22 protein-coding genes are annotated in these 25,188 nt (G+C 47.4%); 12 read left to right on the plus strand and 10 right to left on the minus strand.

Annotated features, from left to right (window positions below; all coding sequences use genetic code 11):
- Window positions 1-3: 3 nt before the first annotated feature.
- The 4 genes from AC5YB3_RS02000 to AC5YB3_RS02015 all read right to left on the minus strand — a co-directional run bounded on the left by AC5YB3_RS02000 (window position 4) and on the right by AC5YB3_RS02015 (window position 3,177).
- Window positions 4-912, minus strand: coding sequence for an FAD:protein FMN transferase (locus AC5YB3_RS02000; RefSeq protein ID WP_494526452.1), 909 nt, complete (start codon window positions 910-912; stop codon window positions 4-6).
- Between the two features lie 130 nt (window positions 913-1,042).
- Entirely contained in the window at window positions 1,043-2,362 is a 1,320-nt protein-coding gene (locus tag AC5YB3_RS02005) for a DUF3570 domain-containing protein (RefSeq protein WP_012587808.1), read from the minus strand.
- Window positions 2,363-2,487: 125 nt separating this feature from the next.
- A complete protein-coding gene (locus tag AC5YB3_RS02010) occupies window positions 2,488-2,706 on the minus strand; it encodes a DUF4266 domain-containing protein (RefSeq protein ID WP_006081386.1) in 219 nt (72 codons plus the stop codon).
- Between the two features lie 3 nt (window positions 2,707-2,709).
- A complete protein-coding gene (locus AC5YB3_RS02015; RefSeq protein WP_006081385.1) occupies window positions 2,710-3,177 on the minus strand; it encodes a TlpA disulfide reductase family protein in 468 nt (155 codons plus the stop codon).
- 386 nt (window positions 3,178-3,563) lie between these two features.
- Between AC5YB3_RS02015 and hyaA the strand changes: the two genes are divergently transcribed.
- From hyaA to hypF, 6 genes are read left to right on the plus strand one after another with little or no spacing between them, the layout of a single operon-like run.
- A complete protein-coding gene (gene hyaA / locus AC5YB3_RS02020; RefSeq protein WP_006081384.1) occupies window positions 3,564-4,700 on the plus strand; it encodes a nickel-dependent hydrogenase small subunit in 1,137 nt (378 codons plus the stop codon).
- A gap of 3 nt (window positions 4,701-4,703) precedes the next feature.
- On the plus strand, window positions 4,704-6,407 hold the full coding sequence (hyaB, locus tag AC5YB3_RS02025; RefSeq protein ID WP_006081383.1) for a nickel-dependent hydrogenase large subunit: 1,704 nt from the start codon (window positions 4,704-4,706) through the stop codon (window positions 6,405-6,407).
- A 19-nt stretch (window positions 6,408-6,426) separates the two neighbouring features.
- Window positions 6,427-7,101, plus strand: coding sequence for a Ni/Fe-hydrogenase, b-type cytochrome subunit (gene cybH, locus AC5YB3_RS02030; RefSeq protein WP_006081382.1), 675 nt, complete (start codon window positions 6,427-6,429; stop codon window positions 7,099-7,101).
- A gap of 7 nt (window positions 7,102-7,108) precedes the next feature.
- Window positions 7,109-7,666, plus strand: coding sequence for a HyaD/HybD family hydrogenase maturation endopeptidase (locus AC5YB3_RS02035; protein WP_115334802.1), 558 nt, complete (start codon window positions 7,109-7,111; stop codon window positions 7,664-7,666).
- Between the two features lie 3 nt (window positions 7,667-7,669).
- Window positions 7,670-9,580, plus strand: a complete 1,911-nt coding sequence (locus AC5YB3_RS02040) for a NiFe hydrogenase (protein WP_494526453.1) — start codon at window positions 7,670-7,672, stop codon at window positions 9,578-9,580.
- Entirely contained in the window at window positions 9,573-12,095 is a 2,523-nt protein-coding gene (hypF, locus tag AC5YB3_RS02045) for a carbamoyltransferase HypF (RefSeq protein WP_494526454.1), read from the plus strand. The genes AC5YB3_RS02040 and hypF overlap by 8 nt, the downstream gene beginning before the upstream one ends.
- A 121-nt stretch (window positions 12,096-12,216) precedes the next feature.
- On the opposite strand, the gene AC5YB3_RS02050 is transcribed toward hypF, so the two are convergent.
- Window positions 12,217-13,182, minus strand: a complete 966-nt coding sequence (locus AC5YB3_RS02050) for a suppressor of fused domain protein (protein ID WP_494526455.1) — start codon at window positions 13,180-13,182, stop codon at window positions 12,217-12,219.
- A 789-nt stretch (window positions 13,183-13,971) separates the two neighbouring features.
- Here AC5YB3_RS02050 and hypB point away from each other — a divergent pair.
- The 5 genes from hypB (at window position 13,972) to hypA (ending at window position 17,609) form a co-directional block, all read left to right on the plus strand.
- Window positions 13,972-14,799, plus strand: a complete 828-nt coding sequence (gene hypB, locus AC5YB3_RS02055) for a hydrogenase nickel incorporation protein HypB (protein WP_494526456.1) — start codon at window positions 13,972-13,974, stop codon at window positions 14,797-14,799.
- Window positions 14,799-15,044, plus strand: a complete 246-nt coding sequence (locus tag AC5YB3_RS02060; RefSeq protein WP_011846641.1) for a HypC/HybG/HupF family hydrogenase formation chaperone — start codon at window positions 14,799-14,801, stop codon at window positions 15,042-15,044. The genes hypB and AC5YB3_RS02060 overlap by 1 nt, the downstream gene beginning before the upstream one ends.
- 63 nt (window positions 15,045-15,107) lie before the next feature.
- On the plus strand, window positions 15,108-16,247 hold the full coding sequence (hypD, locus tag AC5YB3_RS02065; RefSeq protein ID WP_494526457.1) for a hydrogenase formation protein HypD: 1,140 nt from the start codon (window positions 15,108-15,110) through the stop codon (window positions 16,245-16,247).
- A complete protein-coding gene (gene hypE / locus AC5YB3_RS02070) occupies window positions 16,240-17,256 on the plus strand; it encodes a hydrogenase expression/formation protein HypE (protein ID WP_012089009.1) in 1,017 nt (338 codons plus the stop codon). The genes hypD and hypE overlap by 8 nt, the downstream gene beginning before the upstream one ends.
- Entirely contained in the window at window positions 17,256-17,609 is a 354-nt protein-coding gene (gene hypA, locus AC5YB3_RS02075; protein ID WP_413472110.1) for a hydrogenase maturation nickel metallochaperone HypA, read from the plus strand. Before hypE ends, hypA begins: the two co-directional genes overlap by 1 nt.
- A gap of 157 nt (window positions 17,610-17,766) precedes the next feature.
- Here the strand turns inward: hypA and lpxM are convergent, their stop codons facing one another.
- The 4 genes from lpxM to pheS form a co-directional block, all read right to left on the minus strand.
- Entirely contained in the window at window positions 17,767-18,708 is a 942-nt protein-coding gene (lpxM, locus tag AC5YB3_RS02080) for a lauroyl-Kdo(2)-lipid IV(A) myristoyltransferase (protein ID WP_494526458.1), read from the minus strand.
- Window positions 18,709-18,812: 104 nt separating this feature from the next.
- Entirely contained in the window at window positions 18,813-19,109 is a 297-nt protein-coding gene (gene ihfA, locus AC5YB3_RS02085) for an integration host factor subunit alpha (protein WP_006081370.1), read from the minus strand.
- Window positions 19,110-19,112: 3 nt separating this feature from the next.
- Window positions 19,113-21,500, minus strand: coding sequence for a phenylalanine--tRNA ligase subunit beta (gene pheT, locus AC5YB3_RS02090; protein WP_115334808.1), 2,388 nt, complete (start codon window positions 21,498-21,500; stop codon window positions 19,113-19,115).
- A 15-nt stretch (window positions 21,501-21,515) separates the two neighbouring features.
- Window positions 21,516-22,499: a phenylalanine--tRNA ligase subunit alpha gene (gene pheS, locus AC5YB3_RS02095; protein ID WP_006081368.1), complete on the minus strand. Its 984-nt coding sequence runs from the start codon at window positions 22,497-22,499 to the stop codon at window positions 21,516-21,518.
- A gap of 469 nt (window positions 22,500-22,968) precedes the next feature.
- On the opposite strand from pheS, the gene AC5YB3_RS02100 reads away from it, so the two are divergent.
- The gene (locus AC5YB3_RS02100; RefSeq protein WP_494526459.1) at window positions 22,969-24,489 is read left to right on the plus strand and encodes a methyl-accepting chemotaxis protein; all 1,521 of its coding nucleotides are present in this window, start codon (window positions 22,969-22,971) and stop codon (window positions 24,487-24,489) included.
- A gap of 215 nt (window positions 24,490-24,704) precedes the next feature.
- Here AC5YB3_RS02100 and AC5YB3_RS02105 read toward each other — a convergent pair whose 3' ends face one another.
- Window positions 24,705-25,145, minus strand: a complete 441-nt coding sequence (locus AC5YB3_RS02105; protein ID WP_006081366.1) for a YcgN family cysteine cluster protein — start codon at window positions 25,143-25,145, stop codon at window positions 24,705-24,707.
- Window positions 25,146-25,188: the final 43 nt, after the last annotated feature.

A 25,188-nucleotide genomic window follows, 5' to 3' on the forward strand; every position in this document is an offset into this window, starting at 1 on the left:
CCCTTAACGGAAAATACTAAACTTAACATCTTGTTGCTGTAAAAATGCTTCCGCATCTTGGCCCTGTAGCATGGCCATAGTCGCCAGCATTCCCGCGGTCACGCAATTTGGCCCTAACACAGTCACGGAGCGCGGCGCATGGACGACAGGGTAGCCAGTACGCGGATCGACAATATGGCCGTAACGCTTTCCATCGACTTCAAAAAAGCGCCGTGTATCGCCGCTGGTCGCTAATGCGCCCTGACTGATCGCCAGTATATTGGCCGCGTGGTCGAGATGGCGGGGATCTTCAATGCCCACCTGCCATGGGTTCACTTTGGACACAGGACAGGCGATATCGCCGCCAAAATTCACTAACACAGGAATATCTGGATAACATTCAGCCAACTCATAGGCGACTCTATCGACCGCATATTCCTTAGCAATGCCGCCAAAATCCAATTTCATTCCCGATGGCATCTCAATATGGCGCGAATCAAACTCGATACGCTCAAACCCCACTAAGGCTTTCGCGGCAAGTATGCGGGCATGTTCGGGCAATTGGGCTTTGGGATCAAAGCGCCACAGCTCCATTAACGGCCCTGCAGAGATATCAAATAATCCATCACTAAGCTGAAAACATTGTTTGGCAAAAGCCAATAACTGCCAGGTTTCTTCATCGATAAGCTGCTTATGACCATAGGCATGGTTTAATTGCCACAGACAATTCTGCGCAATAAAGCGACTGTACTTATGTTCAATACGCAGCGCTTCAGTGACCGCCATATCCAACATATCGTCGGCAATATCGAGTTGATCGCATGCTATGAGTATTTCACAGGGACTCGCCATGGCCCTAAATTCGCCCACATAACCCCAATCACGGCGTTGCAGCGAATAAAGTGCGGTTTTTAGGGATGATGTCGACATCATAAATCACCTCTTTACATGGCACCCCACTGGAATTCAGCTTAAATAAGCTCAGGGGTAAATTGAGTATGGGTAGCTAAGCTACCCATACAGTTTAACGCCTTGCTATCTGAGTCAGTAGCATTATTTCGTATTAAAAAGAATAACTAAACTGTGCTGTTATTGCCTTCTGCGTCGGGAACAGATCAAAGTTTTGCAGCTCTCCGGGGATCGTAGTGCCGTTATTTTTCGGATCCTGTTGGTAATACTCTAAGCGATACGACATCTCATGACCGCCCGATAATCGATGACCAAATTTAATCCCTATCGTATAAGCCGACATATCACCGATACGATAATCGGCACTGGCAAACTCGGGCAGTGGCGTATCTGCCATCAAGAAAGGTTGATAGAAGTTAGCCGCCGTTTGTTGGTAATAACGTAGATGCAATTGACCGTAAAAATTGCCCGTAAAATAATAACGGTAATGGGTTTCTAAGGTGTGCGATGTGAGATCCCAATCATCGGTATTATAACGATAGGAAAAATCCACCACGCCCGCATCTAACGCGCCTTTAGTCATCACGTAAAAGCTATGCTTCAAGCGAGCATCGGGGCGGCTCTCATACAAGAGATCCTGAGTGATGCCATTATTATCCACCACACTGAGCACTTTGTAGGGATCGGTTAAATAGCCATTGACACTCGATAAGCCGTAATTGGCCTGCAACAACCAGCGCTGACTGAGCACTTGGGTGATGCCTAACATCACATCGGCGGTTTGCTTATTATCGCTGCCACTTTGGCGAGTCGCATCAAATGCGGTGCGGTAGGCTTCTTCACTGGCGAAGTTATCGCGAACCGCCATGGAGGATAAATCCACCGGACGTCCACCGACAGGATCGACCACATCGAAGCTGTAAGCTGTGCCTAAAAATAACGTAGTGTTGTCTTTGTTAAAACCGCGCTCAATACTGGCATTGAGCCCCATTGACATATAATCGAATTCTTTTGAACCATAGACACCAGCGTTGACTTTCCAGTCTGAATTAAGCGCTTGGGCCCAGTTAACGCTGCCTTGCACGCGGGTATCGTGGAACGTGTCATCGAGCGGTGTATCGCCCGCTGCCACACTGTATTGGCCATTGCCCGAAGGACGAGTAAAGGTTTGGCTGGTACTTTGAGCCACAGCGCCCGAAGCCGAGGCACCGGTTAAGCTATCGACCACCAGTTTAAGATCCAGCACGCTATCATCGCCAAAGGCTTTTTGCGCTGTACCTATGGCTTCAACGGCCTGCACTCTATCCTGCTCACCGTAATACATTAAAGCGGCATCGACCTTCCAGTCGTCAGCTTTTTTAGATAATTCAGTCGCGTGGCCACTTGTGGCAAACAATCCACAACTGGCTAAGGCTAACGCACCCGCAATCTGTTTCGATTGTCTTGCATTTATTTGATTCTTTTTTTGGGTCATAGCTGACAACACCTGTAGGTCACTTTCATCTATTCAATACCGCGGGATTTCGCCCCTGATTTTATTACATCTGCTCATCACATCTATTCGTTACATCTAAGGGCAACTAACTACCAACGGAGAGTTTAGTTACAGCCACATCCACCACCGGCAAAGGCGCGACCGCCGCTACTGCCTTCTTTACTAAAATAAATATGATCATCGAGCGCCAGATCGAGTTTTTCACTGTCGAGCGCCATATCAGCGCGTGCCAACTGGCCTTTCTCCCACGGCTGCACCCCTAAATTTGAACAACCACTCAAACCTATAATGAGTGTGACTGCGACTAATGCGGGTTTAAGCATAAATTACTCCTTCAGTAAACTGACGAGCTCTTGCTCGTATTCAGCGGCTTTATCGGCATAAAAACCAACATGATGCTGCACTAACTGACCTTGGCGATTGAACATGAAACTGCTCGGCATACCCAGCAAATCGAAGCTGCGCGCGACATCACCTTCTGGATTGAAACGCACTGAAAAATTGGCGGGGACTTGTTTTAAGAATTCTTGGGCTAACTCGTTATCTGTATCTAGGTTGATTGCCACTACGGCCAAACCTTGATCTTGATACTTTTTTTGGATCTCATTCATCCACGGAAAGGATTTACGGCAAGGCCCACACCAAGAGGCCCAAAAATCGACATAGACGACTTTACCTTTAAACTCACTCAGGGAAACAGCTTGGTTTTGCGCGTTAAACACTTGATGATCCAACGACGGCGCGGCTTGTACGCCAGCGGCCATTAAACTGAGTAACAACAATATTTTCTTCATAGAATATTCCGCGTTAACGATTACCTTTGAATCTATTAACTGAATCTTAAGGTTTTCTTAAACAAGCTGATATAAGTCCAATTAAGCCGTATGCACAGACTCCCCCCACTTAAGGTCGGCATTTTCAACAGCGCAACCTTAATAACATGAGCGCCGATTAAGTGACCGATTTCATCCAAAATGGCAAATATGAGACATTTTGTCCCATTAGGAAAAGTGAAATTAGATCTGCGTCATGTTAATTAAATGTCAAATTCAGTTCTATCACATCTCTTGAAAATTCTTGATATACATCAAGAATCTTTACACTCCAACGGCCTAAACTGACCCTGTCAATTATGTAAACCCTTACCAATTTACATTTAAATAACAAAAAAGGTTGACCCATGGACACACATGCAGCCCTATATGAACAGGGAAAGGCGCGCTTAGATGCGTTACGCCAATTCGCTCCCCGTCAACAACAATCGCTGATTGAGAAAATGCAACAGCACGGCATTAGCCGCCGTGATTTTATGAAGTGGAGTGCCATGGTGACGAGCATGCTCGCATTGCCGCTCCCCTTTAGTAACTTAGTAGCCGAAGCTGCCGAATTAGCCGACCGTGTACCCTTAATCTGGTTACACATGGCCGAATGTACTGGCTGCTCAGAATCCTTAATTCGTACCGATACCCCCAATCTAGATTCGCTGATTTTTGATCATATCTCCTTGGAATATCACGAAACCTTAATGGCTGCTGCGGGTTGGCAAGCCGAAGAAAACCTCGAAAATGCACTCGAAACCTACAAGGGCCGCTATTTACTGGCCGTTGAAGGGGCGATTCCGACCGCCAATAACGGCAGCTTCCTCACTGTGGGCTGTAAAGGTCACACAGGATTAGAAATCATCAAACATGCTGCAGAAGGCGCCGCCGCGATTATCTCTGTCGGCACCTGTGCGGCGTTTGGTGGCGTGCAAGCTGCCTATCCAAACCCAACGGGGGCGAAAGGCGTGCACGAAGTGGTCAGTAAACCCGTCATTAACTTAGGCGGTTGCCCACCGAGCGAAAAGAACATAGTCGGCACTTTGATGTACTTCATCATGTTCGGCAAATTACCTGCGCTGGATATGTTTAACAGACCTAAATGGGCTTACGGCGCACGGGTACACGATAACTGTGAACGTCGCGGCCGCTTTGATGCCGGTGAATTCGTTGAAGAATTTGGCGATCACGGCGCGAAAGAAGGCTACTGCCTGTATAAAGTCGGTTGTAAAGGTCCTTACACCTACAACAACTGCCCTACCGAGCGCTTTAACCATCACACCAGCTGGCCAGTTCTCGCTGGACACGGTTGTATGGGCTGCTCAGAACCTAACTTCTGGGATGACATGGCCGACTTTGAAAAACCCCTTGGCCGTCAACTCCTCCATGGATTGGATGCGACCGCAGATACTATTGGTGCGGTGATTTTAGGCGCGACTGTGGTGGGCATTGGAGCCCATGCCGTTGCCAGTATTTTTGCCAAACCGCTGGAGGAATAACCCATGAGCAAGCGCGTTGTTATCGACCCTATCACACGTATCGAGGGTCACTTACGTATCGAAGTTGAAGTTGATGAAAATAACGTCATCAGCAAGGCTTGGTCATCCTCCACACTCTGGCGCGGTATTGAAGTCATCCTCAAGGGCCGTACACCTATGGATGTTGGCCTTATTGTGCAACGTATCTGTGGTGTCTGTACCTATTCCCACTACCGCTGCGGCACTGAAGCAGTTGAGAACGCTCTGGGAATTCAAATTCCGTTGAACGCGAGATACTTACGTTCATTGATGCAAACCTCTTTATACATGCATGACCATATTGTGCATTTCTACCATCTACACGGTCTTGATTGGGTGGATGTGGTGTCTGCACTGAGCGCCGATCCGGCCAAAGCTGCACAAGTTGCGCTGCAATACACAGACAAACCCATAGCCGCGGGTGAAGGTGATTTAAGAGCCGTGCAAGAAAGAGTCAAAGGCTTTGTCGAAACGGGTAAATTAGGCCCCTTCGCCAACGCTTATTGGGGCAATGGCACCTATAAGTTTACTCCAGAGCAAAACCTTATCGCGCTATCTCACTATCTTAAAGCGCTTGAAGTACAACGTGTTGCGGCAGAAATGCTGGCCATCTTTGGCGGTAAATCACCACATCCACAATCCGTTGTTGTTGGTGGTGTGACGTCGGTGCGTGACATGTTAAGCCCTGCTCGCCTGCAGGAATGGAAGCAAAAACATGCGACCGTGACTGACTTTATCCTGCGTGCTTATCAAGCGGATATCGTGATGGCGGCCGAAGCCTTTGGTACTGAACCAAGCGTGCTGGGCGGCGTGAATGTGAAAAACTTCATGGCGACCGATGACTTTGTGTTAGCCAATGGCGAATACATGTTCAATCAAGGCGTGATCATGAATGGCGACCTTGCCGGTGTCAGCGATGTAAACCCAGATCTGATTGCTGAAGACGTCAGCCATGCTTGGTATAGCGCCGATGCGCCGCAACATCCCTATGACGGTACAACGATCCCTAATTACACGGGGTTTGTTGAACGCGATACCGTCTACGGCAAATTGCCAACGCTGGATGGTGATGGCAAATACTCTTGGGTGAAATCCCCCCGTTATCAAGGCGAACCTGTTGAAGTGGGCCCATTAGCCTGCCTATTGGTGAGTTATGCCCGTGGTAACAAAGTGGTTGTGGATTCGGTCAATGCCCTGCTTGCTCGCACTGGCTTACCCGTTGCCGCCCTATTTACCACTTTAGGTCGCACCGCAGCCCGTATGTTACAGACAGTTATCGTCGCCCAAGAAGGATTAAAAACCTTCGATGCGCTGCTGACGAATATCCAGTCTGATGAATCAACTTATGTGAAACCCAATATCGACCCGAGCAAAGAGTACATAGGTCACGCCATGATTGAAGCGCCACGCGGCATGTTAAGCCACTGGATCCGCATTAAAAATGGAGTGATTGAGAACTATCAAGCCGTGGTACCGACGACCTGGAACGCAGGACCTGTGGATGCCAACGGCAAAATGGGTCCCTATGAAGCCTCTTTAATTGGCTTGAAACTGGAAGATCCTACTAAACCCCTTGAGGTGATACGTATTATTCACTCATTTGACCCTTGCATGGCGTGTTCTGTACACGTGATGGATTTTAAAGGTCAGGCATTGAGCGAGTTCCGTGTCAGTCCCAATGGTCAATAATCGAGGGAGGGAACGCAAAATGAACCATTCTGCAACCCGCATTCGGACACTGGTTTTTAGTCCGGCAATACGGATTTTCCACTGGCTCAGGGCACTATCAATTTTAGTGCTAGTGATCACCGGATTCTATATTGCTTGGCCGTTTCTTGTGGCGCCTGAAAGTACGGATGTGCTCGTACAAGGCTGGATCCGCTTCGCTCATTTGATCTGCGGTTTTGTATTGACCGCGATCACCTTAGTCCGCTTCTACCTGTATTTTTTCAGTCGAAGTGACATTGAGCGACGCTCATTTCGCGATGTGATGAGTGTAAAAAGCTGGATCACTCAGCTGAAATCTTACTTATGGATGGGTCACTTACATAAAGCGGGTGTATATGGACCGCTGCAATTTGTGACTTATGTAGCAATCTCACTGGTCGCTCTCGTGATATGTATAACGGGTCTGGTGTTGTACGCCAATGTGTATCACCAAGGTTTAGGTGGGATGCTTTGGGGCAGCGCCGCTTGGATTACGGCACAAATGGGTGGGCTGGCACAAGTTAGGATTTTCCATCACTACCTCACTTGGGCATTTGTTATCTTTGTGGTTATCCACGTCTATATGGCGGTTTGGTCAGGGATACGCTTCAAACATAACTCAGTTGACTCGATTGTCTCTGGCTATGACTACCCAAAGCCAGACTCACACCACTAGGAGTCCAATGAAGATATTGCTACTCGGTATTGGCAATGTCCTGTACGCCGATGAAGGCATCGGCGTACATTTTGTCAATTATATAGCTGATAATTATCAGTTTACCCATGAGTCTCACCAGCTGAAGCTGCTCGATGGCGGCACCTTGGCTCAGGGACTCATTCCCATTATTTGCCAATATGATTATTTAATCGTGGTCGATACTGTCAATGCCAATGGCGTAGAAGCGGGCGAGGTCTACTTCTTCGATTTTGATAAGGCTCCGAAGGAAATCGACTGGCAAGGCAGCGCCCATGAAGTCGAAATGCTGCAAACCCTCAATATGATGGAAATGGTTGGCGACAGACCTAAGACCTTTGTGCTGGGCGTCACCCCAACCGTGCTCGAACCTATGGTGCTGGGCTTGACCCCTAAAGTCGCCGCCGCAGTGCCGTTAATGGAATCAAGCTTGTTATCCCACTTAGTCTCCCTTGGGTTCACTGCGACGCGTATTGCCGATCACAGTATCGACTCGCTGATCCCTGACTCTTATAAACGCGGCGTTACTACTGGTGAAAGTATATAGAAAATGAAAAACATCAGATTCGATTTTACCTGCTCACGTCAGGTGCCTTTGTACGCGCATTTATGTAATCAATACCTAAATTACGATGCGCTGAACATCAGCATAGGCTGTGATGGCCTACATGACTTTGGTCAGCACAGTTACTTTATTGAAGCCCAGGGCGAGCAGACTCAACTCGAGCAACTGGCCGATGCCATTGCCGCGGACTTTTTGATTTCTGCTTGGTTGATTGACTCCGGCATTAAGGTCATCGACGAGCCCCAAGGCGGCAAAACCTTACTGCCCTACTCACAGTCTGGATCAAGTCCTGCCATCGCGCCTTTTTGCCAGCAATGTTATCCGCTGATTGGCGATAATCAATCGGCGAAGTTTGGCATGCTAGATTTAGCCTGCCCTTGCTGCAAGGGCGAAACACAATTAACGCCAGCGCAAAAAGCCTTAACCTTGTCAGATATAAAAGCCATGGCACAGGGGCTGCTGACACAAGGCCCACTGGCATTAGCGGCCGCCGATGATCTGCAACTTAGTCTGACACCGTTTGCTCAGCCCTTAGGCGAGCGGCCACAACTGTTAATTTGTAATCCCAATACGCTAAACGCCCATTTCTGCCTGAACGATTCACAGGTGCTCGCGCTTTCCAGTATTGAAAAGCCGCTTATCTGCGCCAGACCCACGCAAGAGCACGACAAACTCAGTGCGCCACTGTACGACATTTGCTTTGCCTACAGCCGGGTGATTTTAGTACTTGCCGAAGTATTGCGGCAAAAAGGGATCGATTGGGTTTATATCCAAGGTAAGCATAATAGGCCGAAACTCGCGTGGGTCGATGGCGCTTGGGCGCAAATTGCTAGCAAAGATTTAGGCTCAACGCAGGCTCAAACCAAGCACTTTATCGCCCCAGAACCCTTAAGGGAAAAAGTCAGCCTTCACTGTTATCAAGCCCAATGGCAGGCGGCGAAACGGTCACGTTCCCATCAAGGCGAACTGAGTGTGGCGGTATTACCTCAATCGAATGAAGCGACTCATGCTGCTAACACCTTTGCCGCTAACGCAGAAGCAGCTCACACTGAAGTTGAACATGCTGGCACGCCACACGCTAGCGATACCGAAAATCATACCATCGCGGACGCAGCGTTATTCAGTGCCTTACTCAACGGTAAATTTACCAGCCACAGACAGGCAAAAAATGCCGCGGTCATTTACTTAAGCCATACCCACGCCAGTCAAATTGTCACCTGCGATAATAAGGGCGACACTGAACTCTTCTTTGCACTGCCCGAGCTGCCGGATAACGGTTACGAAATTTTCCATCAACTGGACAGCAGCCCACAAAAAGCCGTGGCACAGAAGTTTAAAAGCCTGTTCCCCGACGATTACCTAAAACTCCTGAGCCTAAAGCTTCACGGCAGACGGGACAACTTGCAAAGTCTGTGGGCCATTGCCGCCATTTTAATTGGCCTCAATCCCCAAGAAGAAACGCAAAGCCAAGAAAAACTCAGCGATGCACTGATGGCCGCCGCCATGCGTTACCACGGTGCCAATGCCCCGCGTATCGATTATCCCCTGACCAAAGGTGAAGCCCACCGCAGCCTAAATTGGTGTAAAACCTTAGGCACAGTCTTGAGTTTTCGTATCGCAGGTAATGACGACCCGAGTCAACTCGCCTTTGCGATTCAAGACTCGCTGGCGGACTATCTTTCTAACTGGTTAGAACATATCGATTTAAATATCGGCGTGCACAATGTTGCCTTAGCGGGCAATGAATTAACGAATGAAACCCTGTGTAAACGCATCAGTTTACGCTTAGGCAAAAACTTCCCCTTAGTGATCAATCGTAGTCTAGATTTAGACGGCGATAACTTAGCCGTTGGCGCACTTTACGTTAAGCAGCGCCAACTGAATACCCATGATTAGGAGGCCAAAAGTTAAGTCACAACGCATGCAGCCACATAGACATAATAGTCGCCACAAAAAACACAGTGATCTGCAGATAAAGCGCAGGCTGGCATTGGAATACCTTGTCCACAAGGGTGCCGCGCTAAAGCGTTGTCAGCTGCACATCACTGGCATAGTGCAAGGGGTGGGATTTCGCCCCTTTGTCTATCGTTATGCCCTTGAGTGTCAACTGACAGGTACTGTGCTCAACAATGCCAAGGGCGTGACCATTGAGCTGCAAGGCACGGAAGAAAACCTCACGCAATTTATCACAACGCTCAATACCACCCCGCCGCCACTGGCCCGTATCGACAATATCACCCAAACACCGCTGCCGATTTTGCTAGGCGAAACCACATTTGAAATTATAAAAAGCGACAGCCATGAGGACGATGACCCAAGTTCACCGATAGGCGCGCAGGTGGCGGTATCTGCGGATAAAAGTACCTGCCAAGATTGCTTGAACGACATGCATAATCCTGATGATCGCCACTTTGGCTATGCTTTTACCAACTGCACAAATTGCGGCCCAAGATACACCATAATCAATGCCTTACCCTATGATCGCCACAGTACCGCCATGGCCGATTTTGACATGTGCCCCGAGTGCGCCAAAGCATATCAAAACCCACTCGACCGCCGCTATCATGCTCAGCCAGTCAGTTGCCCAGTCTGCGGCCCCAGGCTCAGTTTAAAAACACCGCAAGGGGAATACATCATTCCCAATACCTCAAATGTCAGCGCACCTGAATTGAGTACGGACCTTGCGGTACTGACAGCGGCGGCTGACAGGTTACACCAAGGACACATTCTAGCAATTAAGGGACTGGGCGGATTTCACTTAATCTGTGATGCCCGAAGTGACAAAGCAGTCAACACTCTCCGGCTGCGAAAACAGCGCCAAGCCAAGCCGCTAGCGGTGATGATGGCGGATATCCAGATGGCGCAGCACTATGTCACAGGTACGGATGCCGAGTGGCGAGTACTGAGTTCGCAGGAAAGACCCATAGTGCTGATGAATAGCCGTGCCGAACATGATCTAAGCCCAGCGGTCGCCCCCAATCTGAATAAACTCGGGGTATTTTTGCCCTACACTCCACTGCATCATTTGCTGTTAGATCTCTTCAAAGGGCCATTGGTCGCAACCAGCGCCAATGTGTCAGGTGAGCCAATCATCACAGATTGTGATGAGCTTATTCACCACTTAAGCCATGTGATGGATGCGATAGTCGATCATAATCGGCCGATTATTAATGGCTGCGATGACAGTGTGGTGCAGGTAATTCAGCCCAACATGGATTCGCCTGCAGAGCTGCAAATACTGCGTCTCGCCCGTGGTTATGCGCCCTTAAGTTTCCCACTTGATACACCGCTAACCCAATCAATTTTGGCCGTGGGCGCACAGCAAAAAAATGCTATCGCCCTAGGCTTTGGCAATAATGTGTTTTTAAGTCCCCATATTGGCGATTTATTCAGTGTCAGCGCCGAGCAGTATTTTGAGCGCACCTTAGCGACCTTCGCGCGGCTGTATCACTTTGCGCCCAATCTCATTGTTCGCGATAAACACCCAGATTATGCCCCATCGCGCTGGGCTGAAATGCACTCAAACTCGAGTGTAGAACTCATCAATACCAGCCAAAGCCAATGTTTCACTGTGCAACATCACCATGCCCATGTGCTCAGTGTAATGGCAGTTAATCAATATCGAGATCCCGTATTGGGCTTTAGTTTTGATGGCACTGGGCTTGGCGACGATGGCAGTTTATGGGGCGGTGAAGTGCTATTAACCACGCTGGATAAAGCGCAGCGACTGGCCCATTTTGAACCTATAGCCCTGCTGGGCGGCGAGCAAGCCATTAAGCAACCAGTGAGGTTATTACTGGCATTATTGTTCGAGCAAATGAGCCTTGATGCTGTACTCGCATTGCAATTACCTATATTAAACAACATGCGCCCAAACACTCTGACTAACTTACATAAGATCTGGCAGAACGGTAGCGCGATAAAAACCTCCTCTGTCGGGCGACTGTTCGATGCCCTCGCCTGCGCCTTAGGCTTAGGCTTAATCGAAACCACACAATTTGAAGGTCAAGCGGGAATGGCGATAGAAGCTGCGGCCAATCGCGCCGATGCATTAGCCCTTGAAGCCATTTCGCTTAACTTACCTCTTGACGTCGACCAGTGGCGCAGCAGTGAAATGTTCAAGCAGATTGTTAAATTAATGACTGAAAAACCGCTAACAGACAACAGACGAGATGCCATCGCCCGCGCCTTTTTACACACATTAGGCGATGCTATCTGCGACTATGCCGCCCAGTACAAACACCTCCCAACCGTACTCTGCGGCGGCGTATTCCAAAATAAATACCTATTGGAATACTGCCTGAGCAAGCTAAGCACCCAAGGCAATCAAGTGTTATCCAGTCAACAGATCCCCATCAATGATGGCGGCATCGCCCTAGGCCAACTCTGGTATGGGATGCATAGAAACTAATCACGATAAAACCTAAGCGTGTAGCAGTGATGAAGAAAATAAAAACGAGCCTCATTGAGGCTCGTTTTATTCTTCAACACAATTGCGAGCACAGAGTGCTCACTACAGCGTTCTTAAAAAACTAACGCCACTGTTGCACGCCACTGATAGAACCTTCATGATCTCGCAAGTAAGTATCATTAACGGCAAACTCAATTCCATCAAAACCTGAAAGGTAAAACTTCTTCCGTTTTACCTCAAGATTGTCATAGAACTCTCTATACATATCCGGCGTCATATAGACTTCAACCCAAGTGTCATTAACGCCTTTAACCATACCTTCGTCACTTGGAATAAAAGTAATATTGTGCTCTGGACTAATGATATGCAGTTCTTTCTCATGTGGAATACGACCTGGCATAACAGAAAGTAAATGGAAACCTGCTAAAGCATCAAATTCAACACGAGCCTTACGCGGCTCTGAAATATTAAAATAAATTTTTGATGATGGAACGCTATCTGTATCTGAGCCGTCTTTATCTCGTCCCCGTGCTATTGCATTAGCAATATTATCTTGAATTAACAGACTGAAACGTCTCAGATCAGTGAGTCCATATTTAATCTGAATTTCGATCAGTTTTAAAAACTTTTCGGTTAACCAGCCTTTTGCAGCCATTGCTTCATCAGGGGTAATAGGCACGATTTGTAAAATTTTAACCGACTCGTCAGCACTTTTAAGTTTTGGCTCTTCAGTCATCATCAAGGTTGTAAGAAAACAATCTGGCTGATTGACTAATGGTCTTTTGAAGTCAATCATCTCACCGACTGTAAGATGTCTTTCTTGTGTGAATACGTAAGTAGCAAGTCCATTTAGCATTGAAATAGGCCATTCTGGCGCTGTTTCATCATTTGATTTCAAACGAAAAGTCAGCTCAAAGCCAAATTGCTTAAATCCTTCGGTAACATACAACCAATGTGATACTGGCTCCGTAATGTGATAAGCAGAAATACAGTCAAGCGGTTGATCTCCACCAAGATCAAACGGAATTTCTGGTTTGAACTCAACGGCAGTGGTATCACCATACACATTTTTTATCATTTCTTGCATTTAAAAAACCTCACTATTCCATGTTAAATATATCCTAACCTGCGTAATTTTAGGCTCGAACGAGGCAGAGTCAATAATACGAAATAAGTAAATAACATAGTTTTTAAACTGAACGTATTCGCTAAAAACACATTAATAAATATGAGATTGAACAGTAGGTATTTAATTACCGAAGTTAATTATCAAAATTAACACAATATCAATCAAATCACTAAGAAAGCCTCTCCTGTAGATTTATCTTGGACTCAAATCCTCACCCTAATAAACAGAATAATCACGCATTGATACATTATACTTTGAATTAATTTTTAGCTCTTAAGCTTTCTCCGCATATTATTTTTGAAATATTGATAAGAATTTGCTGATGCCAAATTTTTAGCGAATGGTTTTACTCCAGTGAATTTAACGGTTAAAAACCATCTCTAATTCATGACATAACCAAACTGGAGAGCCTGGATAATATTTTTATATTCAATACTTTATACCAGTAAACTCTGTTGCTGCACCTTTGTTCTTGCGAGCAATCCACCAAAAGTAGTTTTCACCTTTCAATAGATGACTGTTGCTCAACTGAGTCTGAGCCTCTACCTGTTATAGACGATCACACTAAATGACCGACGAATATCGCGCGGTCATTTTTTATCCCCATAAACCTGACGAACATCAAAGATCTGCAGCGCAATTTGTATCACACTCAACATTAGCGTAACCAAATTAACGATCCGTATATCAGCATTCACAATTCGTCAGGCAAAGTCCTCGCACTCTGCCGATTCAAGGAGAGGTAAAATGTGTAAAGACTGCGGCTGCTCCCTTACCCGCCAAGATCATGATCATTTAGGCGCGCACTCACATGTTGATAGTCATGACCATAGCCATGATCACGGGCACGGCCATGAGCATGACGCATCCCATAGCTCATCACATAGTCATAGCGAGTTACACACCAATCCTCAGTTAAACGATAAAAAAACCTTGTCAGTCATCCACAAGATTTTAGATAAAAATGATGTCGAAGCCGGTCATAACCGTGCCCACTTTGAGGCACATAAGGTCACGACCTTCAACATCATGAGTAGTCCAGGCAGCGGTAAAACTACCCTATTAGAAAATCTCAAAGAATACACCAAGCTCAACTATGCGGTGATTGAAGGCGACTTAGAAACCTCCCGAGATGCCGACCGCTTAATCGCGAAAGGCATTACAGCCTATCAAATTCAAACGGGCTCGGCCTGTCACCTTGACGCCTTTATGGTGCACGGTGCCCTGCATCACTTACCACTTGATGGACTGGATATTTGCTTCGTTGAAAACGTCGGTAATCTCGTCTGCCCAGCCAGTTATGACGTGGGTACCCACAAAAATATCGTGCTGCTGTCAGTGCCTGAAGGCGATGATAAGATTGAAAAATATCCCGTGATGTTCCGCCGCGCCGATGTAGTTTTTATCACCAAGTGCGATCTACTGCCCTATTTTGATTTCAAGCTGGACGAAGCCAGAGCACAGCTTAAAAAACTCAATCCAGCAACTCAAATCATTGAAGTCTCCATTAAAGATGGCAACTCCATGCAGGCTGTGGCGGCTTGGCTTAAAGACAATATTAGAGGTGCACAATAATGTGCTTGTCCATACCTTCCCAAGTGGTGGCGGTCGATATTGAACGCCAGAGTGTCACGGTCGATACCTTAGGCGTGCGCCGCGATGTCAGCAGTCATTTAATGAATGAGCCGCTGGAAATTGGCGATTATGTGCTGATCCATATTGGCTTTGTGATGAACAAAATCGATAAGGAAGATGCGCAGCAAAGCATTGACCTATACCAAGAAATCGTCACTAAACTCGAAAACGAAGCCATACACTGACCATCAACAGTGCAAGATTGAGTAGCAAGGCACGCACTCTATCGAGTGCACCGAGGAAAGAGCATGCTTGAACTAAAACACCTCTATCAAGGCTTTCGCGATCCCCAAACGATTACCAATTTAGCGCGGGATATTCAGTTAACCGCTAAATTGGTTAAGCAACAAATCAATATCATGGAAGTCTGTGGCGGCCATACCCACACTATTATGAAATACGGCTTGCTGGATTTACTGCCTGATAATATTGAGTTTATCCACGGCCCAGGTTGTCCTGTGTGCATTATGCCGAAAGAGCGCATTGACCAAGCGGCGGCGCTGGCCTCCCAGGAGAATGTCATCTTAGTGACGCTGGGCGATATGATCCGAGTGCCCGGTTCTAAGGGGTCCTTAGCCAGTTTTAGGGCGAAAGGCTGCGATATTCGGCCGATTTATGATCCCTTAGATACGCTCAAAATTGCCCGCGATAATCCCGATAAAACCGTGGTGTTTTTCGCCATTGGCTTTGAAACCTCAACCCCAATGACAGCAATTTTATTGCAGCTGGCCGAGCACGAAAAACTCGAAAATCTGTTATTCCATATTAATCATGTATTAGTGCCGCCCGCGATTGATGCCGTGATGCACGACCCGAAAGCCAGAGTGAATGCCTTTATTGGCCCCGCCCATGTGAGCGTGATCAGCGGCGCCAAAATCTATCGCAGCACAGTCGAAAACTATGGCACGCCAGTGGTCGTCGCAGGATTTGAACCCGTTGATGTGATGGAGTCTATTTTACGGATTGTGCGCCAAAAAGCCGCGGGCAAAGCGGAGCTCGATATCCAATACAGCCGCGCGGTATCGGAAGGTGGTAACCTCACGGCGCAGGCCAAAGTGAATCAATTCTTTAATGTCAGACCACAATTTCGCTGGCGTGGCCTTGGCCCAATCCCCAATTCAGCGCTGCAGCTCAAACCCGAATATGCTCATAGAGACGCCGAACTGCGCTTTAAAGACCGCTTACCCGTGAAGGAAATTGACGATCACAAAGCCTGCCAGTGTGGCGACATTCTTCGTGGGCTTGCTAAACCAAAGGACTGTAAAGTTTTTGGCCGCGGCTGCAATCCCGAAACGCCCCTAGGCAGCTGCATGGTCAGCTCCGAAGGCGCTTGCAACGCTTATTACCGCTATCAAGGTATCGATATCAAGGAGCCACATCATGGCTGATACGCTAAAAGATAAATCCATTCAACTCAGCCACGGCGGTGGCGGCAAAGAAATGAATAAACTGATCCGTGATCTGTTTTTTGCCGAATTTGATAATCCAATCCTTCGTTGCGAAGAAGACGCTGCCAAACTCGATTTACACGGCGCCAACGCCTTTACCACTGACTCTTTTACCGTTTCACCTTTGTTTTTTGCCGGCGGCGATATCGGCAAACTTGCTATCGCTGGCACAGTCAACGATCTCGCTATGATGGGCGCAGAGCCTCAATATCTGAGCTGTAGCGTGATCATAGAGGAAGGCTTTTCTATCAATGACTTAACGACTATTGTCCGCAGCATGGCAAAAGAGCTCAAACAAAGTGGCGCGCGGATTGTCTGCGGCGACACTAAAGTTGTGCCCAAGGGCTGTGCCGATGGTTTATTTATTAATACCTCAGGCATTGGTCGCATCCTGCGTCCCAACATCTCAGCGGCAAACATTGCAGTGGGCGATGCCATTATCGTCTCCCGTGATATTGGCTGCCACGGCGCGGCGATTTTAATGGCGCGTGAAGGACTCACGCTCGAATCGGCATTGCAAAGTGACTGCGCGACGCTCTGGCCGATAGTCGAGCAATTGATCGCCGCCAATATTCCCATTCATGCGATGCGCGATGCGACTCGCGGTGGCTTATCGGCTGTGCTCAATGAATGGGCCGTCGCCTCCAATGTCGGCATTACTGTCAATGAGGCCAGTATTCCCGTCAGCGATGAAGTCAAAGGCCTGTGTGAACTCTATGGTTTCGAAGCCATGGATCTTGCCAACGAAGGCACTTTCATCCTCGCCGTCCCCAACGACATCGCCTTAGGTGCGCTCGAGATCATGCAACGCTTTGGCCGCTGTGAGCATGCAGCGATAATCGGCACAGTGAGTGAGGATTTAGTGGGGAAAGTCGTACTAAGAACGCCATGGAATACTAAGCGTTATCTCGATCTTCCCCAGGGTGAACTGCTGCCAAGGATTTGCTGATGCACGAATATTCGATTGTGAGTGCCCTGATTGAGCAATGCGAGCAGCACGCGCTGGCCAATCACGCCGCTAAAATCACCCGAGTGGATATCAAACTAGGAGTCATGAGCGGGGTTGAACCTAGCCTGCTACAAACCGCCTTCGATACCTTTAAGCTCGATAGCATTTGCAAAGCTGCCCAGCTCAATATCCAAATTCAGCCGCTAGTAATACTTTGCCAAGACTGCCAGAGCGAATCCGTGCTGAGTGAACGCACCGTCGTCTGCCCAGCGTGTCAAAGCTATCGCACCCGCGTACTCGATGGCGAAGACATGCTACTGATGCAACTTGAAATGGAGCAGGATGAAGATTAGGTGCCTCATTTGTAATTGGCATTGTTAACGACAGCAGAGTTGATCAAGATCTCAATCAATAAAAAGTGCCATCAACAAGAATACCCCTCAAAACAAAAATGGCTTTGAGCACCGAGCGCTCAAAGCCATTTTTAGCCATATTAACTTAATAGGCTCGTCATAGACCGTAGATTGAAGCTTCCCCCTCTGGGCGCGTCTTGAGCACCCGTAGGAACCACATATATTGCTCTGGATAAGCTAATATAACTTGCTCGACCACTTTGTTCAGCGCCAACGCCTCGTTTTCCTTGCCTACCATGTCTTCAGGCGCAACGGCCGTCATCACAGTGAGATCAAACTGACGTGTCGCTTGGTTGTAACCAATCTTTACAGGTAGCACTTGGGCATTACCCGCCTGTGCTAAACGCCCAACGACAGGCAGAGTTGCTTTCACTGTGCCTAAAAATGGCGCAAACACGCTTTGTTCTGGGCCTAAATCTTCGTCGGGTAGATAAAAGAAACTGTTACCGCGCTTAAGCTCAGCTAACAACGCACGAATTCCCGCCTCGCGCATGTATACATGGCCACCACAACTGCTGCGCACACGATTACTAAACCAATTGAATAAGCCATTCTTATGGGCTTTGGCCATAGTCACCATAGGCAACTCAAGGTTAAGGCGTAAACCAGCATAATCGATTGGCCACACATGGGGCATGATGAAAATGATCGGTTGCCCCGCAGCTTGTGCTTTCGTCACATGCTCAAAGCCGATTAAATTCACTCGACGACGCAAATGCGCTTTTGAGCGCACCAGCAATTCGCCTTGAGCTAACAAGACTAAAACGAAGTTTTGTACGTTCTCACGGATTAACACTTCGCTCTCGGCGGCAGATTGTTCAGGAAAGCACGCTCTTAAGTTGGCTCTCGCAACACTAATGGGCTTTTTGGCAATCGGCATCACTAATCTTGCCAATAATCTTGCAATGGGATCACGCAGCCATGCGGGCATGAGTCCGAAAATCACTAATAGACCAATCGCCAACCAAGTGGCCCAGTATTTAGGGTGTAATAAGGCGAGTTTAAAGCGACGGTCAAAATGTTTGGGCTGTCTTGACAAAGAATTCACCTCAGACAGTGGATAGAAATAATGGAGATATTGCACAAAAAAATAAACAGGAAAGCCACTCTCTAAGGAGTGGCTTTCCCATCAAACAAACGAAATTACTTACCCGTGTTTGCTGCTTCTACACGAGTTTTCAGCTTTTGGCCGGGACGGAAAGTCACGACACGACGAGCAGAAATTGGGATATCTTCGCCTGTTTTTGGGTTCCTTCCCGGTCTTTGATTCTTGTCCCTAAGGTCAAAGTTGCCAAAGCCAGATAACTTGACCTGCTCACCACTTTCAAGTGCGCCCCGAATCTCTTCAAAGAACGACTCAACCATCTCTTTGGCGACACGTTTGTTCATTCCGAGTGTTTCAAAAAGATGTTCTGCCATTTCGGCTTTGGTAAGTGCCATACTTTAATCCCTCAACGATGCGTTGAACTCGGACTTAAGGGCAGAAACGACTGAACCAACGGTCTCAGCAATCTCTTTTTCCTCAAGCGTACGAGTAGTGTCTTGTAATGTAAGTGCTATCGCCAGGCTCTTCTTGCCGGGTTCAACACCTTTACCTAAGTATACATCGAACAAGTTTATGCCAACCAACTGATTTTCGCCAACTTTTCTTATCAATTTCATTACATCACCTGCAGATACACTCTCATCTACTACGACTGCGATGTCACGACGATTAGCTGGAAACTTAGATACAGCTTGGGCTAGCGGCAAACTGGTATGCAATAAAGCATCCAATTCCAACTCAAAAACGATGGTTTTACCATTGAGTCCAAAAGGCTTCTCCAAACTAGGATGGATTGCACCTATATGACCGATCACTCGATCATTTCTCAATATTTCAGCACATTGCCCCGGATGGAGAGCAGAATGCGTCGCTCCTCTAAAGCTAAATTCTGATGCGGAAACTGTCAAGCCGATAATTGCTTCTAAATCACCTTTAAGGTCGAAAAAATCAACAGTTTTCGATTCCATAGCCCAATGTTCATCATTTTGGAGCCCAGTAATGACACAAGCGAGCATTGCTTGCTGTCTTACACCGGATTCTGCATTGATATCAGGAACAAAGCGCAGGCCAGTTTCAAAAAGTCTCACGCGACTCTGTTGACGACTTTGGTTGTAGCCAACGGCGGCCAATAAACCGGTGAACATTGACAGGCGCATGGCCGACATTTCACTGGAAATTGGGTTTGGTAACACCATTGCCTCTAAACTAGGGTGAACCAGATTTTGCAGTTTTGGATCGACAAAGCTGTAGGTTACCGCTTCTTGGAAGCCACGAGCGACCAATAAGGCACGCACGCGTTTTAAGCTCAAGTCAGATTCTTTATGATCTGACATACGCAGCGCGGCAACGGGTGCGATATTCGGGATATTGTTATAACCGTAAATACGCGCCACTTCTTCAATCAAATCTTCTTCAATCGCCATATCGAAACGATAAGTCGCAGTGGTGACCTGCCAGCTATCTTGCCCAGCAACCACATTGAAGCCTAGACGTTGTAAAATTTCAACCACATCCGTGTCTGGCACGTGGTGACCTAAAATTCTATCTAACTTGCTGCGACGTAAAACGATTTGTGCAGGTTTGGGTAAATCAGCCTCTGATTTCGCTTCCACCACAGGGCCTGCTTCACCGCCACAGATATCCAGTACTAAACGGGTCGCACGGTCAATAACCTTGTGTTGCATCTCAGGGTCAACGCCACGCTCAAAGCGGTGTGATGAATCTGTGTGCAAGCCTAAACGACGTGACTTACCCATAATGGCAAGAGGCGCGAAGAACGCACATTCAAGCAGTATGTCTTGGGTCGTGTCGCTCACGCCTGAATATTCGCCGCCAAACACGCCTGCAAGGGCTAATGGACGCGCATCATCGGCGATCACTAAGGTATCGCTTGGGATGGTCACTTCGCTGCCATCAAGCAGGGTGATTTTCTCTTCGCCAGTGCCTAAACGCACTTGGATATCGCCCGTTAACTTGGCAAGATCGAAAGCGTGCATAGGTTGACCGAATTCAATCAACACAAAGTTAGTGATATCAACGATAGGATCGATAGAGCGAATACCGCTACGGCGCAGTTTTTCCTGCATCCATAATGGCGTAGGCGCTTTAACGTTAACGTTTTTAACCACACGGCCTAAATAACGTGGACAAGCGGCTGGCGCCTTAACGTTAATCGTGACCTGTGCATCTGTCGTTGGCGTAACGGCTTGCCACTGTGGCTCAACCACAGCTTGGCGGTTTAACACGCCTACTTCACGGGCAAGACCTGCCATGCCTAAGCAATCGGCACGGTTAGCCGTTAAATCTACATCGATAACGGCATCATTAAGTTGCAGATAATCGCGGATGTCAGTGCCAAGTGGCGCGTCCAATGGCAATTCGATAATGCCATCGCTTTCGACGTTAATGCCAAGCTCACTGTACGAGCACAACATGCCTTCTGATGGCATGCCACGCAGCTTAGCTTTCTTGATTTTGAAATCGCCAGGTAATACGGCACCGACCATAGCCACGGCCACTTTAAGACCCTGACGGCAGTTTGGTGCACCGCAGACGATATCGATAAGTTCGCTACCACCAACGTTGATTTTGGTCACGCGCAGTTTATCAGCATCGGGATGCTGACCACACTCAACCACTTCACCAATCACCACACCGCTAAAGTCGGCAGCGACGGCTTCAACGTCATCGACTTCGAGACCGGCCATAGTGATCTGGTGGGATAATGCTTCACGGCTGACTGAAGGGTTTACCCATTCACGAAGCCAAGATTCGCTAAATTTCATGCTATTACAGCTCCGTTATTTAAATTGCTTTAGGAAACGTAGGTCGTTTTCGAAAAACGCACGTAAATCGTTTACGCCGTAACGCAACATAGTTAAGCGCTCGACACCCATACCAAAAGCAAAACCAGAGTATTTTTCTGGATCTATGCCAACGCTGCGCAGCACATTCGGATGTACCATACCGCAGCCAAGCACTTCTAGCCATTTACCATTTTTGCCCATCACGTCCACTTCCGCTGAAGGTTCAGTGAATGGGAAGTAAGATGGACGGAAACGCACTTGCAGATCTTCTTCGAAGAAGTTACGCAGGAAGTCATGCAAAATGCCTTTCAATTCGGCAAAGTTCACATGCTCATCAACCAACAGCCCTTCCACTTGGTGGAACATTGGCGTATGCGTTTGATCGTAATCGTTACGATAAACACGACCCGGTGAAATAATGCGTAATGGTGGCTTTTCAGTTTCCATAGTACGGATTTGCACGCCCGAGGTTTGGGTACGCAGCATCAGTTTAGGATTGAAATAAAAGGTATCATGATCGGCACGGGCAGGGTGGTGTTCAGAGATATTCAGTGCATCGAAATTGTGGAAATCATCTTCAATTTCAGGACCCTGCTTTACCGAGAACCCTAATTCCCCGAAAAAGGTTTCGATACGTTCAATGGTACGCGTCACTGGATGTAAGCCACCGATCTCTTGGGTGCGGCCTGGCAAAGTCACATCAATCTTTTCAGCGATTAATTTGGCTTCCAGTTCCGAACTCTTCAGACCATCGATGCGCTCAGTTAATTTTTGTTGAATCGCCTGTTTAGCATCATTGACCGCTTGGCCAAAGGCTGGCTTTTCTTCAGGGCTTAAGCTACCCATCATTTTCATCATGTCGGTGATCTTACCTTTCTTACCCAGGTAATCGACACGGATATCATCCAGTGCTTTTAGATCACTGGCCTGGTCAATAATGACTAAGGCTTGTTCTACGATCTCAGTTAACTGCTGCATTTTCTCTTCCACTGCATAGTCGCGCTTGATAAACAAGTGCTATGGGCGCCAAACTTTCAGGCTATTTGGGTGCTCAGGTTATCGGGCGTTAATGCCAGACGCTTTGCTAGCTATAACGAAATAAAAGGATAGAAATTTTACGCGAGCGAGCGGCATATTACTAGGGCTTATTGGGGGTTTTTATCATGCAAATTCATGTGTTACCCCAGTTCAGAGCCTGAGTTTTGCTCAAGGTGAAATCCAAACCTCAATTCTGACCGAAACAAGTTCCCTATTCAGCCACTAGCAGCATTTGTAACTAAACTGTAAACTAATGCCTGTACCCTGCCAAAATTGCAGCAAACAACACAATAATGACTGCAATTAGACTACATTAACGATATAAATCATTACAAAACAGAAAACTATCAAGTCTATGGCAAACTAACCGATATACATTCGGTTCACAGCCCATTTTATCGAGGCACTCATGAAAGAAGTAAAGTTTCGCTGGATAGATCAATATCTTATCCATATGACCTTAAAAACTAAATTCGCTATTCTCTCTATCGTTCCCATGCTAATGATTGTTGGACTGGCGATTTTTCTTGATAACCAATCCCAGCAAACCTTAGTGCAAGGACAGCTCAACAGTCTGCAAAATGCGTCACAACAAATCAACCAAGTCACTGGCAGCTTATATAACAAACTACCAGAGCAAGAACGCCAAACTATCCTTAGCCAGCTAAGTCGCGAAATCAAAGGCAATGTCAGCATTATTTCGGTGAATGAAGCCGACAGCAAAGCGCAATCCTTAGCTCGCAGCGGTGGCGGTATTGATGATAGCGGTAAGCAACCTCGAGCTGTGAGTCGCGTTAACGATCAAAACCTGATCACGATTATTCCCTTAGACAGCAAAGAAATTGATGCCTTGCTCGCCAAAGATAACCTGCTGGTTTACGGCCTGATGGCGGCGCTTCTGTTCGTGTTGTTTTTATTTAGTTACTACATTTCGACCTTCGTGGGCGGCGCACTTTATACCACAGTGATGGCATTAAAACGCGCCGCATCGGGTGACTTAACCGGACGTTTAAACTTCTTCGAGGTAAAGGACGAATTCAGTATCTTAGCCATCAGCATTGATGCCTTAGTGGAGCGTCAGCATCTGTTAGTGAAACAAATCGCCGAGTCGACAACGAAAATCCGCGAGGTAGTGTCCTCGTTTCGTAGTACAGCGCAGCAAGGTCAATCCTTGGCGGTGAACCAGAGACAACATTTGGACTCCCTAGCAACGGCGATGGAAGAAATGACCGCCGCAGTGAAGGAAGTCGCCCGCAATGCCGAGCAATCTTCTGCCGAAACCCAAGAGGCTAATCAACAGGTTAGCGCGGGTGGTAAAGACATTGAAACCACAGTCAAAGCTATTGACGTGTTATCGGATGAAATTTCTTCAGCCTCGAATGCGGTGGGCGTACTCAATGACAACGCCAGTAAAATTGATGAAGTGGTATCAACTATTAATGCGATTTCCCAGCAAACCAACCTACTCGCCCTCAACGCGGCGATTGAAGCGGCGCGCGCCGGTGAACAAGGTCGTGGTTTTGCCGTGGTCGCCGATGAAGTGCGTACCTTAGCGGGCCGCACTCAAGCCGCGACGGTTGAGATCAAAACCATGATCGAATCGCTGCAATCGGGTACGCGCAATCTAACCCAAGTGATGTCCCGTACTGTGAATCAAGCGAATGAAGGCAAACAACATGTACTGCAAACGGGCAAAGACTTAGAGTTTATCGCCCACCACAGTAATAAAGTGTTTGAAATGAGTGTGCTAATCGCCACCTCGGCCGAAGAACAATCGGCTGTGGCCAACGAGATTGCGACTAATCTGATGGAAATCCGCAACCAGTCCCACGATGTGGAGCAATCGGCGAACCAGTCGGTTTCAGGTTGTGATGAGCTGCAAGCAACAGCTGGGCAGCTTGATCAGTTGATGGTGGGATTAAAAATCTAGTCGAGCATTATTTGATGGAATTTAAATTCACTTAACACCCAAAATGCACCAGGGAGCGATAATCGCTCCCTTGTTGTTTTTTCATTTTGACGGTAACGGTCCAATCAACTACTGTTTTTTCAATCAACCAGTGTCGTTTCAACCAATAATTCACTTTTCAATCAATAAGTCACTTTTCAATCGACAACGCGACGGTAAAAATTAATCCACGTCTGTTAATCCACATCTTTGAGTGGCCATAGCACGATATGATCTTCAATATCCTTCACGCGTCTTTCATCGACTACTTTACCTTGGATCGACATGCCCGCTAAATGCATCGCCTCTTTAGAGCCAGTCAGCAGCGGATGCCAGCTCGGTAGCTCACGTCCTGCCGCTAAGCGGCGATATGCGCAGCTGTCGGGAAGCCAAGTTAACTCATGGATATTATCAATCGTGATCACAGTACATTGCGGTACATGGGTGAAACGGTCACTGTAATGCTGACAGCCCGCCGTTTGATGATCGAGCAAAAGGCAGGCCGCATTGGTGTAATACAAGTCTTCGGTTTCATCATCTATCAACTTGTTTAAACAACATTTACCACAACCGTCACACAGGGATTCCCACTCGGTTGCGCTCATCTGCGCTAATGTTTTGCTCTGCCAAAATGCCATGATTAACTGTATCTTCTCAATAAAAAGCCCGCTTAATGCGAGC

The organism is Shewanella sp. 1311, from assembly GCF_059338235.1.